This window comes from Terrabacter koreensis (genome assembly GCF_054783315.1).
Window position 1 is genome coordinate 1 of sequence record NZ_BAAGQU010000003.1, and the last position, 12,095, is coordinate 12,095.

Below are 12,095 nucleotides of genomic sequence, written 5' to 3' on the forward strand. Positions count from 1 at the left end.
TCAAAGAACTGCTCAAGCCAGAAACCGGCATACCGGACTTCACCTAAGCAGATATGCAGAACACGTGTTCGACAAGACCACAAGAACTGTCCACTGCCAATCGGCTTGCTTCCCAAGGAGATCCGCGCGACACGTGACGTCGTCGACGCCCGCCGGTACGGTTCCCACATGTCGACGGAGCAGCGCAGCCATGTCGTGGCGATCGACCAGGGAACGACCAGCACGCGGGCCATGGTCTTCGACCGGAGAGGGCGCGTCGTCGCCGTCGACCAGCAGGAGCACCGCCAGATCCTGCCGCGGGCCGGCTGGGTCGAGCACGACCCGATGGAGATCTGGCAGAACACCCGCGCCGTCGTCGGCGGCGCCCTCGGCAAGGCCAACCTCAACGCCACCCACCTCGCCGCCGTCGGCATCACCAACCAGCGCGAGACGACCGTCGTGTGGGACAAGGCGACCGGCAAGCCGATCCACAACGCGATCGTCTGGCAGGACACCCGCACCCAGCCGATCTGCGACGAGCTCGCGAAGGACGGCGGCATCGAGCGGTTCAAGGACGTCACCGGCCTGCCGCTCGCGACGTACTTCGCCGGGCCCAAGGCCCGCTGGATCCTCGACCACGTCGACGGCGCGCGTGAGCGGGCCGAGGCGGGCGAGCTGCTCTTCGGCACGATCGACACCTGGCTGCTCTGGAACCTGACGGGCGGCGCGACCGACGGCGGCGTCCACGTCACCGACGTCACCAACGCCTCGCGCACGCTGCTGATGGACCTGCGCACCCTGTCGTGGGACGAGTCCGTCGCGGCAGAGATCGGCATCCCGCTCGCGATGCTCCCCGAGATCCGCTCGTCGTCCGAGGTCTACGGCACCTGCAAGCCCGGCATCCTCATCGACGTGCCCGTCGCCGGCATCCTCGGCGACCAGCAGGCGGCGACCTTCGGGCAGGCGTGCCTCGACGTGGGCACCGCCAAGAACACCTACGGCACCGGCAACTTCATGCTGCTCAACACCGGCGAGGAGATCGTCGCGTCGAAGAACGGCCTGCTCACCACGGTCTGCTACCAGCTCGGCGATGCGAAGCCCGTCTACGCCCTCGAGGGCTCGATCGCCGTCACGGGCTCGCTCGTGCAGTGGCTGCGCGACAACCTCGGCCTCATCAAGGACGCCAAGGAGATCGAGACGCTCGCCGCGACCGTCGACGACAACGGTGGCGCCTACTTCGTCCCCGCCTTCTCGGGCCTCTTCGCCCCGCACTGGCGCCCCGACGCGCGGGGCGCCCTCGTCGGCCTCACGCGCTTCGTCAACAAGGGTCACATCGCGCGGGCGGCCTTGGAGGCCACGGCATTCCAGACGCGCGAGGTGCTCGAGGCGATGAACGCCGACTCCGGCGTGCCGCTCACCGAGCTGAAGGTCGACGGCGGCATGGTCGTCAACGAGACGCTGATGCAGTTCCAGGCCGACCTGCTCGGCGTGGACGTCGTGCGGCCCGTCGTGGCCGAGACGACGGCCCTCGGTGCCGCGTACGCCGCCGGTCTCGCGGTCGGCTACTGGGAGGGCACCGACGAGATCCGCGACAACTGGGGCGAGGACCGGCGCTGGTCGCCGCAGCTCGACGAGGCCGAGCGCGAGCGCCTCTTCCGACAGTGGAAGAAGGCGGTCGAGCGCACCCTCGACTGGGTCGACGACGACACCGCCTGAGCCCTGCGGGCTCCCGAGGGCGTATGCCGTCAGCCCTCCTCGAGGTGGAGCACGACCTTGCGCAGCAGGGCGTTGAGGGAGACGAGCTCCTTCGGGCTCAAGGCAGAGAATGCAGCCTGTTCGCGGGCCATGCCCGCGGCGATTCCCTTCTGCCACAGTGCTCGTCCGCTACGAGTGGGTCGGATGAGGATGCGTCGCCGGTCCATCGGGTCGACGTCGCGGGTGACGTGGCCGCGCTGGACGAGGCGGTCGAGGCGCGAGGTCATCGCGGCGCGGGTCACCCCGCACGCGTCGGCGAGCTGCGCCGGCGTGGCCTCCTCGGGGTAGGGCTGGATGAGCAGCGCGTGGAGGGTCCAGTAGTCCTCGATGGTGTCGTCGCTGCCCGCGAAGGCCGCATGGTCGGCCGCCTTGATGTGCTTGGTGATCGCCTGCAGGCGCGTGATGGCGCCCTCGACCTCGGGGTCCATGTCGTCGAGCAGTCCCGCCCACCGCGCGACGTGGCGATCGACGGAGTCCTGCTCGGGCGTGGCCGATGGGGTCATGGGATCCATCTTCGCAGACCGGTCGACCTTCTGACTGTCAGGCACAGAACTATTCATTGACTGACTGTTAGATGTCGTACTAATTTGTGCGACGTGACCCCCAAGGACGTGCTGCGACTCCGCGATTTCCGTCTTCTGCGGGCCGGGCAGGGCCTCTCCTGGGTCGGCGACGCCTTCCACCCCATCGCGCTCTCGGTGGCGATCGTGCTGGCCGGTGGTGGCGCCGCCGAGCTCGGCGCCATCGCGGCCTCGGCGATGGCCGCGCGACTCGTCTGCACGCTCTTCGGCGGGGTCTGGGCCGACCGGGTCGCCCCCCACCGCATCATGGTCGTGGCCGACTCGGTCCGCGCCACGACGGCGGGCGCCACCGCCCTCGCCTTCCTCGCCGGCGACCCGCCCCTCGTCCTGCTGGCGGCCCTCGCGGCCGTCACCTCGGGGGCCGGTGCCTTCTTCTTCCCGGCGTTCGTCTCGCTGCGACCGCTCGTCGTGCCCACCCCGCAGCGGCAGAGCGCGAACGCCGTCATCAGCTTCCTGCAGTCAGCGGCCCAGATCGCCGGCCCGCTGCTGGCTGGTCTCGTCGTCGCCCACCTCGGCCCGGTGACCGGGTTCGCCGTCAACGCGGCCACCTTCGTCTGGTCGGCCGTCAGCGTCACCCTCGTGCGGGCCCGCGCCGAGGCCCGCGCTCAGCGGTCCTCGGTGCGGGCCGAGATCGTCGAGGGCCTCTCCGAGATCCGTCGCAGGGACTGGCTGTGGACCGGGCTGCTGTCCGCCGGCATGTTCCACGTCGCCACGGGCGTGCTCGTCGTGCTCGTCGAGGTGACGACAGTGCGAGATCTCGGCGGTGCCCGTGCCCTCGGCCTCGTCATCGCGGCCCAAGGCGTCGGCGGCATCCTCGGCGGGCTGCTGGCGATGCGGCTCCAGCCGCGCCGGTTGCTCCTCTGGGCCTTCGTCGCACTGGGAGCGTTCCCGCTCTTCCCGCTCGCCTTCTTCTTCTGGCCCGGCCACCTCTTCGGCATCCTCGTGCTGGGCCTCGTCGCCAACGCCGGACTCATGTTCTTCGCCGTCGGGTGTGACACGGCCCTGCAGGACGGCGTGCCCCACGACCGACTGGCACGGGTGGCCTCGTGGGACATCCTCATCTCGTTCAGTGCGATCCCGCTCGGCAACCTCCTCGCCGGGCCGCTCAGCGAGCGGTTCGACACCGCCGCGGTCATGCTCGGCGTCGCGGTCTGGATGCTGGTGGCCGGCTGCTGGCCGCTGCTCGCCCGCGGTGTGCGCGACCTCACGCGACCGGCCCCCGCGACCCCGGCCGTGCCGGTGGGCGAGCCGGCCCAGCTCGGCGGCTGAGCCGGCTCGGCCGCCCGGTCAGCCCCCGACGGCCTCGTCGATGCCGATGCGCCGGTCGAAGCCTCCCGGCGCGTGGACGTTGAGCAGGCGAACGGCGGTGTCACCGCGGTTGTCCAGGGCGTGCGGCGTGTCCTCGGGCACGAGCACGTAGGTGCCGGGGCCGGCCTGCACCTCGCGGGCGGGCGACCCCACCGTCACGGACAGCACGCCGTCGAGCACGAGCCACGAGTCGTCCTCGCCGGGGTGGCTGTGACTGCTCACCCCCTGACCCGGTGCCAGCACGACGATGGCGAGGTTGAAGAAGGGCGTGTCGCTGGTGCGAGCCAGGAACTCCACGTTGCCGACCCGCTGGCCGCCACCGGGCTCGACGACGACCACCGGCCGGCTCACCGTGCACCTGCAGGGACGAGAGGCGAGACCGCGGCGGGGACTGCGTCGGGCGTGCCCAGCGGGCCGCCGAAGACGTCGCCGGGATCGACGGCCGCCTTCACGGCGCGCAGGCGGGCGAGGACGTCGGGCGCCCAGGCGCGCGCGAGTGTCGAGCGGTCGCCGCCGAAGTTGACGAGCGTCGTGCCCGTCGACCACGGCGCGAGCGCCTCCACGACGCCACCCGCGAGGGCCGAAGCGACCTCCGCGAGCGGCGGAGGGGCCGGCGCCACGACCGACACGGAGAAGGCACCCTCCCGACCGGCGACGGCGTTCGGCACCGGCGCCGGGCGGCCGAGCGCTCCGCCCATGAGCCGCAGCTCGACCACGGCGAGGGGCACGTCCACGCCCGGCCCGGCGACGGTGAGCAGGGTCTCGACGGCCGCCTCCGGGAGCGACCCCAGCAGGCCTCCGCGTGCCACGGCAGGCATCGGGTCGGTCGGGTCCATGTGGATCGCGTCCACGGCGGCATACGGCATCGGCCCGATCGAGTCGAGGACCGGGGTCGCGACCCGGCGCATCGGCGCGACGAGCCCCGCGACCCGTTCGGCCGGACCGTGGTGGGAGAAGCGGACCGCGAGGCTGACGACGCCGCGCAGCGGCGCGGGGACCTCCGGGACCGCCGGCAGGCGGAGGATCGCGACGGAGGTCGTCACCTCCTCGGGCAGCGTCGGCGCCCAGGCCGACCAGGCGTGGAGCACCCGCGGCGCGTCGTCGGCACGGAAGATCATGGCGCCGCCGGCGAACTCCGGTACGGGCACGAGGTCGAACTCGAGGGCCGTGACGAGGCCGAACGCCGACTGGCCACCGCGCACGGCCCAGAAGAGGTCGGGGTCGGAGTCGGGGCTGACGGTGCGCCGGGCCCCGTCCGCGGTCACCAGGTCGACCGAACGGACCAGGTCCGCCGCGAAGCCGTGCCGTCGTGCGAGGTGACCCATGCCTCCGCCGGTCGTGTAGCCGACGACCCCGACGCCGGACGAGGAACCGGAGAGCGGGGCGAGTCCGTGCGGCGCGGCCGCGTCGATGACCGAGCGCCAGCGCACCCCGGCCTCGACGCGCGCCCGGCGCGCAACCGGGTCGATGTGCACACCCTGCATGGCACGCGTCGTCACGAGCAGGCCTGCGTCGACCGGCCTGCTCGCCCCGTGCCCGGTGGCCTGGACGGCGACCGGCAGACCCTGGGCAGCGGCGTAGCGGACGGCCTCGGCGACGTCGTCGGCGTCCCGCGCCGCGACGACCACCGCCGGGTGGTGCGTCACGGCCCTGTTGAACGCGGCGACCTCCGCCGCGGCCTGTGGGTCCTGACCGTCGAGGACCGTCCCTCTCACCCTGCGGGCGAGCGTCTCGTGTGTGGTGGCCTGCATGTCTTCTCCTCCTCGGGCGCCGCCGCACCGTGCGGTCCGGCGTGTCTCCGACTCTGGGTCTGAGGGGGTGGCCGGCACCTGAGGAGATCGCGCAGTCCTGCGGCGACGGGACCTCAGGGAGGCGTGACCGACCCCTGCACGTCGAGGAGCCCGCGGCGCACCGCGACCGTGACGGCCTCGGTCCGGCTGGAGACGTTGAGCTTGGCCATGAGGTTGCTGAGGTGGACGCTCACCGTCTTCTCGCTGATGAAGAGACGGCGGCCGACCTCGCGGTTGGTCAACCCCTCCGCGACGAGGGCGAGGACGTCCCGCTCTCGGGAGGTGAGCACGGTGCCGGCCGCACCCGACCCGGCTGACGCCGCCGACAGGCGGGACGCCGCGACCGTGCCCGCGATGGCACGCTGCAGCGGCACCGCGCCGAGGCGCTCGGCGGTCGTGGCGGCCACAGCGACGTGCGCACGGGCGGCATCGCGGTCGCCGGCGTCGGCGTACGCCTCGGCGAGCCGCCACTGGCTGCGTGCCTGCTCGTACACGTGGCCGTAGCCGAAGGCATCGACGGCCGCCAGCCAGGGCTCGACCGCCGGCTCGCCCCGGAGCCGGGCGTGCTCGGCCAGGGCGCGGACGTGCCAGGCGTGGCCCTCGGGCCCGAGGCCGCCGGGACGTCCGCGTCCGCCCTCGACGATCCGCCGCACGCGGTCACGCAGCACCTCCCCGCGCTCGAGCGCGCGGGCGACGGCGTCGTCATCCCGGCGCCCTCGGGCGCCCGCCGCCAGGTCGCCCAGGGCTGCGAGTCCCAGGGCGGAGAGCCACAGCCCGCCGTACATGCCCTCTCCGGCGGTGGTGTCGAGGTGTGCCTGCGCCTGCTCGGCCATCTCGGCAGCCGCGGAGGGGTCGCCGGCCCACGTGAGGCGGTCGGCTTCGCAACCACCGGCCACCAGGCCCACCTGCGGGTCGAGGTGCCAGTCGCCGCGCACGGCACCGAGCTGCTCCCCGGCCTCCGGGAGGCCGAGGGCGACGGACGCGTAGCCACCCACGGCGGCGAGCCGCGCGGCGGCGACCGGTGGTGGCCGGCTCCCGTGGGACCGGGTCGCCTCGAGGCTTCCCTGCAGGTCGCCCGAGACGTAGCGCGCGACGGCGTCGAGCAGGCGCAGCTCGATGCCCGGGTGGCTCCAGCGCAGCCCCGTCTCGGCGACCCGGCCCAGCCCCGCGCGCAGCACCGGGAGCGCGGCGGCGACGTCGCCGCCGTAGAAGTGCAGGCTCGCGAGGGTGTAGTGGGCCCGCAGCTCGGCAGCCAGCTCGCCCTCGGTGCGGGCGAGCAGCAGGGCACTGCGGAGCCGGTCGGCGGCGCGGTCCCGGTCGCCGTCGACCTCGTCGAGGAAGGCCGCCGTCGTCAAGGCGTCCACCTCGAGCGCCGCGGCCCCGGCGTCCCGCGAGCGCACGATGGCGCGCTCGGCCGGCTGCCGGGCCAGCGAGGTCTGTCGGGCGGCGAGCAGCGCCCGAGCCAGCACGACGTCGGCCAGCGCCCGGGTCCGCGCGTCCACGGCCGCCGCCCCGGCCACCGCCACCGCCTCCTCGGCCGGGCCGACCACCGCGTCGGTGGCATCGGCCGCGACGAGAGCCCGCACGAGCTCCGCCCGCGCGTGCACGGCGGTCGTGGGCTCCTCCGACGTGTCGGCGAGCCGCACCGCCCGGGAGGCCAGCTCCACGGCCCGCGGGCCCTCGCCGGCCAGCCCGGCGGCCCGCGCGGCTCGCACGGTCAGCTTGGCGAGTCCGAGGCCGGTCACGGCGGTCGCGTCGTCGACGGCGGGCCAGACCGACAGCGCGAGCTCGAGGTGCGCGAGTGCCTCGGTCGGGGCGAGCACCCGCATGGCATCCTCGGCCGCCCGGACCGACCACAGCAGGGTCGCCGGCCCGTCCTGTGCTCGGGCGGCGTGGTGCGCGACCTCGGCAGCTCGCGGTCGGGCGAACGTGTCCGCCGAGAGCGCCGTCGCGTACGCCGAGTGCAGCCGTACGCGTTCACCCGGTAGCAGGTCGTCGTAGGCGGCCGCACGCATGAGGTCGTGCGAGACGGCGTGGTCGCCGCCTGCCGGGGTGAGCACCCCCTCCGCGACCGCCTCCCGCACCGCCCGCCCGAGCTCGACCGGCCCGAGGCCGACGACCTGGCGCAGGAGCCGGTCGGGCACGCTGCGACCGGCGACCGACACCGCCGCGACCACGGCTCGGGCCTCGTCCGACAGGGCGTCCAGACGTGCAGCGAGGACATCGGCCAGCGCCCGTGAGGAGCGCACGGCCGCAACCGGGTCGGGGTCGCGGTCGAGGTCCACCGCCGTGAGGAGGGTGCGCACGAAGTAGGGATTGCCGCCCGTGCGACGCACGAGCTCGGACGGGAGGTCGGGGTCCGGGCCGCCGGACGTCAGGTGTCCCACCAAGGTGGCGACCTCCGCCTCGTCGAGTGGCTCGACGTCGACGCGGTGCACCCTGGGCAGCCGGGCGAGCTCGCCCACGAGCCGACGCGTCGCGGGCCGTCCGGCGAGCCCGTCGGTGCGGACCGTCGCGACGACAAGGAGGCGCTCGTCCGCGAGCCGCCCGAGCAGGAACCGGAGGAAGGCGGCCGAGGACGGGTCCACCCACTGGAGGTCCTCCACGACGACGGCGAGGGGTCCACGATGGCGCGCGAGCTCGGCCAGCAGCTCGGTCAGGGCGTCGAAGACCCGCAACGGGCGGGTCTCGTCGGCCCCGGGGTCACGGGGGTCACGGGGGTCCGTGGACGTCGGCCCGAGTGCGTCGACGAGGGGGGCCGCGGCGAGGAGCCGGCTCACCTCGGCATCGCCGGCGAGCGATCGCACGCCCCGCACGAGGTCGGTGACCACGAGGTGGGGCAGGCCGGTGTCACCGAGGTCGACGCCCTGCGATCGCAGCACGACCGGTGCGGGCGCGCCGGGGTCGTCGAGGAGGGCGCGGACGAGGCGGGACTTGCCGACACCCGCCTCGCCGGTGACGAGCACGGCTCGCGCCCGACCGGCGTCCGCGCTCGCGAGCGCCTCCCGCAGAGCGGTCAGCTCCCGGGCGCGGCCGACGAGGGGGAGGTCGTCCAGGGGTCCGCCCACGCGGGCATCATCGCACCGAACCGCGTCCCAGGGACGAGGTCCGGGTCAGCCGACCGTCGTCAGCCGAGAGCGGCGATGGCGGCCTCGTAGTCGGGCTCCTGGCCGATCGAGGGCACCAGCTCGGAGTGCAGCACGGTGCCGTCGGTGCCGATGACGACGACCGAGCGCGCGAGCAGCCCGGCGAAGCCGCCGTTCTCCATGCGCACCCCGTAGTCGTAGCCGAAGCTCGACCGGAACGACGACGCGGTGACGACGTTTTCGATGCCCTCGGCGCCGCAGAACCGGTTGAGGGCGAAGGGCAGGTCCGCCGACACGCAGATCACCGTCGTGTTCTCGAGTCCCGCCGCGAGCTCGTTGAACCGGCGCACGCTCGTGGCACACGTCTTGGTGTCGATGCTCGGGAAGATGTTGAGCACGACGCGTGCGTCGGCGGGCAGGGTCACGTCGTCGGTGAGCGTCGCGCTCGTCAGCGTGAACTTCGGGGCGGTGGTGCCCACCTCGGGCAGCTCGCCGACGGTGTGGACGGTGGTGTCTCCCAGCAAGGTGGTGGCCATGGGTCGTTTCTAACACCCTTAGGTTGGAGGCATGGAATCCGGTGCGGGCTCGCGCTTCGTCATCAACGTGGTGGGGCTGGTCGGCCTCCTCTTCGGCGCGCTCGCGATCGTGCGCTACCTGCTCGACCTGTCGTTCTTCGGCTTCACGACGGCGCCCTACGACTGGCTGCAGCTGACGGGCTTCATGCGCTATGTGCCGCCGCTCATGGTGCTCGTCGTGTGCCTGGCGGCGGCGTACATCCTCGAGCGGCGCACCCAGCACGACTGAGCGCCACCGTCAGCGCACGACCTTGATGTTGAACATCCCGGTGCCGAGGGCGTTCATCGTGCGTAGCCACAGCGGCAGGAGCATCTCGGTGCCGCGGGCGGTCTCGATGCCGCCGAGGTCGATGACGTCGTCGTGACCGAAGTCGGTGAGCAGGGCCGTCACGGTGGCCTTGGCATCCGCGTCGTCGCCGGAGACGAAGACGGTGGTGCTCCGGCCGAGCAGCGTCGGCTCGACCATGAGCGCCGCAGTCAAGGTGTTGAGCGACTTGACGAGGCGCGCCTGCGGGAAGGCCTGCTGGAGCCGCTCGCCGAGCGAGTCGGTGTCCTTGACGAAGAGGCTGGGGGGGAACCCGGCCGAGAAGTCGAGCGGGTTGGAGATGTCGAGGACGACCTTGCCGGCGAGGTGGTCGCCGCCGGCCGCGGTGAGCATGCCGAGCGCGGCGAAGCCGTTGCCCGCCAGGACGATGAGCTCGGCACCGGCCGCAGCCTCGGCGAAGGTGGCGAGGGTGACGTCGGCGTGCTCCGCGAGCCAGGCGGCGAACGGCGGGTTGCCCATGCCGTCGGGCTCGGTGCGGGCCAGCGTCTGCTGAGGGTCGCGGGTGCCGACGACGACGGAGTGGCCGTGTCGGGAGAGGGCGCCGGCGAGGGCCTGGCCGACCATACCGGTGCCGAGAACAGCGATGTCCATGAGAATCCTTCGAGAGGGGAGCGATGTGGGCAGACAGGTCTGTCTGCCCTGTCGACGTGGACACTAACAGACAGGTCTGTCTATCATCAAGGGTGCCCACTCCCTCCGCTCGTGAACGCATCCTCGACACCGCCTTCGCGCTCTTCTATGCCCGAGGGATCAGAGCGGTCGGCGTCGACCTGATCATCGCCGAGTCGGGCGTGGCCAAGGCGACCTTCTACAAGCACTTCCCGGCCAAGGACGAGCTCGTCCTCGCCTATCTCGACAAGGTCGACGGCGTCTGGACCGGCCAGCTGAAGGCTGCCGCCGCAGCGGCGGGTGAGGCTCCGGCCGAGCAGCTCGTGGGCCTCTTCGACGCCCTCGGCACGGCCTGCCGGCGCGACGGCTACCGCGGCTGCGCCTTCATCAACGCCGCCGCCGAGTCGCAGCCGGGTACGCCCGTGCACGAGCGCACCGTCGCCCACAAGCAGTCCGTCCTCGGCTGGGTTCGTGGCCTCGCCGCCGACGCCGGCGCCGCCGACCCTGACGGCCTGGCCCGCTCGCTCGTCCTGCTCCTCGACGGCGGGCTGGCGGACGGTGCCCTGGCCGCCGACCCGGGGGCCGCGGTGGCGGCTCGCCGCACCGCGGAGCTGCTCGTGGCCGCCGCGCTGCCCGTCGCTGCCTAAGAAACATGGGCTGACAGATTTGCGATTCTGTCAGTTGTGATGCACGCTGGAGTCATGACGACCTCCAGCAGCCCCACCGTCCGCCACTCCCTCGACGAACGCCGCCTCGGCGCCGCAGGCCCCACCGTCGCCGGCCTCGGTCTCGGCCTCATGGGCATGTCCGACCTCTACGGCCCGGCTGACGAGGCAGAATCCGTCGCGACGATCCGCGCCGCCCTCGACGCCGGCGTCACCCTGCTTGACACCGGCGACTTCTACGGCATGGGCCACAACGAGCTGCTCCTGCGCGAGGCCCTCCGCGGCCGCGACCGCGAGAACGCCGTCATCAGCGTCAAGTTCGGCGCGCTCCGCGGTCCTGACGGATCGTGGGGCGGCATCGACACGCGCCCAGCCGCCGTCAAGAACTTCCTCGGCTACACGCTGCAGCGCCTCGGCACCGACCACGTCGACATCTACCGCCCGGCCCGGTTCGACCCCGAGGTCCCCATCGAGGAGACCGTCGGCGCGCTCGCCGACCTCGTGCAGGCCGGGTGGATCCGGCACATCGGCCTCTCCGAGGTCGGTGCCGACACGCTGCGCCGGGCCGCCGCGGTGCACCCCGTCGCCGACCTGCAGATCGAGTACTCCCTGCTCTCGCGAGGCATCGAGACCGACATCCTGCCGACGGCACGCGAGCTCGGTGTCGGCGTCACGGCATACGGCGTGCTCTCGCGCGGCCTGCTCTCTGGCCACTGGAGCGCCGACCGCGACGTGCGCGACCCGCGTGACTTCAGGGCTCACCTGCCGCGCTTCACCGGCGAGAACCTCGAGGCCAACCTCCGTCTCGTCGAGGCGCTCCGCGAGGTCGCCGAGGCGCGTGGCGCCACCGTCGCCCAGGTCGCGATCGCGTGGGTCGCCTCACGGGGCGACGACATCGTCCCCCTCGTCGGCGCCCGCACCCGGTCGCGCCTCAGCGAGTCCCTGGGCTCCACCACGCTGGAGCTGACCCGCGACGACCTCGCCGCCATCGAGGCTGCCGTGCCGGCCGACGCCGTCGCAGGCAGCCGCTACGACGCGATGCAGATGTCCTTCCTCGACAGCGAGAAGTAAGTTGCCGTCCGTGACCGAGCCGTTGACCGCCGAGAGCATCCTCGACACCGCCGAGGAGGTGCTGCGCCGCTTCGGGCCCGCCAAGACGACCGTCGTCGACGTCGCCCGAGCCCTCGACGTCAGCCACGGCTCGGTCTACCGGCACTTCGGCAGCAAGGCCGCGCTGCGCGACGCCGTCACGCGGCGATGGCTCGAGCGGGTGTCAGCGCCCCTCGCCGAGCTCGTCGACGGGCCGGGGGAGGCGTCGGCGCGGCTGCGCGCCTGGGTGCACCGGCTCGCCGCGACGAAGCAGGGCATCGCTCGGGAGGACCCCGAGCTGTTCGCGACCTTCCGCAAGGTCACCGACGAGGC

General features: G+C 73.1%; 12 protein-coding genes. 6 read left to right on the plus strand and 6 right to left on the minus strand.

Annotation, left to right across the window (positions count from 1 at the left end; translation table 11 throughout):
• Positions 1 to 168 precede the first annotated feature (168 nt).
• Positions 169 to 1,695 (plus strand): glycerol kinase GlpK, encoded by a 1,527-nt coding sequence (glpK, locus tag ACYVNR_RS02575; protein WP_461046374.1) that lies wholly within the window; start codon positions 169 to 171, stop codon positions 1,693 to 1,695.
• Positions 1,696 to 1,724: 29 nt separating this feature from the next.
• On the opposite strand, the gene ACYVNR_RS02580 is transcribed toward glpK, so the two are convergent.
• Positions 1,725 to 2,237 (minus strand): MarR family winged helix-turn-helix transcriptional regulator, encoded by a 513-nt coding sequence (locus ACYVNR_RS02580; protein WP_052677097.1) that lies wholly within the window; start codon positions 2,235 to 2,237, stop codon positions 1,725 to 1,727.
• Between the two features lie 93 nt (positions 2,238 to 2,330).
• Between ACYVNR_RS02580 and ACYVNR_RS02585 the strand changes: the two genes are divergently transcribed.
• A complete protein-coding gene (locus tag ACYVNR_RS02585; protein WP_461046376.1) occupies positions 2,331 to 3,584 on the plus strand; it encodes an MFS transporter in 1,254 nt (417 codons plus the stop codon).
• An 18-nt stretch (positions 3,585 to 3,602) separates the two neighbouring features.
• Here the strand turns inward: ACYVNR_RS02585 and ACYVNR_RS02590 are convergent, their stop codons facing one another.
• The 4 genes from ACYVNR_RS02590 to tpx all read right to left on the minus strand — a co-directional run bounded on the left by ACYVNR_RS02590 (position 3,603) and on the right by tpx (position 9,035).
• A complete protein-coding gene (locus ACYVNR_RS02590) occupies positions 3,603 to 3,974 on the minus strand; it encodes a cupin domain-containing protein (protein WP_461046378.1) in 372 nt (123 codons plus the stop codon).
• Positions 3,971 to 5,374: an FAD-binding oxidoreductase gene (locus ACYVNR_RS02595; protein ID WP_045188604.1), complete on the minus strand. Its 1,404-nt coding sequence runs from the start codon at positions 5,372 to 5,374 to the stop codon at positions 3,971 to 3,973. The genes ACYVNR_RS02590 and ACYVNR_RS02595 overlap by 4 nt, the downstream gene beginning before the upstream one ends.
• A 113-nt stretch (positions 5,375 to 5,487) precedes the next feature.
• The gene (locus ACYVNR_RS02600; protein ID WP_461046381.1) at positions 5,488 to 8,481 is read right to left on the minus strand and encodes a helix-turn-helix transcriptional regulator; all 2,994 of its coding nucleotides are present in this window, start codon (positions 8,479 to 8,481) and stop codon (positions 5,488 to 5,490) included.
• Positions 8,482 to 8,540: 59 nt separating this feature from the next.
• A complete protein-coding gene (tpx, locus tag ACYVNR_RS02605) occupies positions 8,541 to 9,035 on the minus strand; it encodes a thiol peroxidase (protein WP_458801110.1) in 495 nt (164 codons plus the stop codon).
• A gap of 31 nt (positions 9,036 to 9,066) precedes the next feature.
• Here tpx and ACYVNR_RS02610 point away from each other — a divergent pair, with 31 nt between their 5' ends.
• Positions 9,067 to 9,303: a hypothetical protein gene (locus ACYVNR_RS02610; protein WP_045188608.1), complete on the plus strand. Its 237-nt coding sequence runs from the start codon at positions 9,067 to 9,069 to the stop codon at positions 9,301 to 9,303.
• A gap of 9 nt (positions 9,304 to 9,312) precedes the next feature.
• On the opposite strand, the gene ACYVNR_RS02615 is transcribed toward ACYVNR_RS02610, so the two are convergent.
• Complete coding sequence (locus ACYVNR_RS02615) at positions 9,313 to 9,990, minus strand: NADPH-dependent F420 reductase (RefSeq protein ID WP_461046384.1); 678 nt, start codon at positions 9,988 to 9,990, stop codon at positions 9,313 to 9,315.
• A 92-nt stretch (positions 9,991 to 10,082) separates the two neighbouring features.
• On the opposite strand from ACYVNR_RS02615, the gene ACYVNR_RS02620 reads away from it, so the two are divergent.
• The 3 genes from ACYVNR_RS02620 to ACYVNR_RS02630 form a co-directional block, all read left to right on the plus strand.
• Entirely contained in the window at positions 10,083 to 10,655 is a 573-nt protein-coding gene (locus ACYVNR_RS02620) for a TetR/AcrR family transcriptional regulator (protein ID WP_461046386.1), read from the plus strand.
• A gap of 54 nt (positions 10,656 to 10,709) precedes the next feature.
• Complete coding sequence (locus ACYVNR_RS02625; protein ID WP_461046388.1) at positions 10,710 to 11,744, plus strand: aldo/keto reductase; 1,035 nt, start codon at positions 10,710 to 10,712, stop codon at positions 11,742 to 11,744.
• 10 nt (positions 11,745 to 11,754) lie between these two features.
• The coding region (locus ACYVNR_RS02630) for a TetR/AcrR family transcriptional regulator (protein WP_461046390.1) at positions 11,755 to 12,095 on the plus strand (341 nt) is incomplete at its 3' end.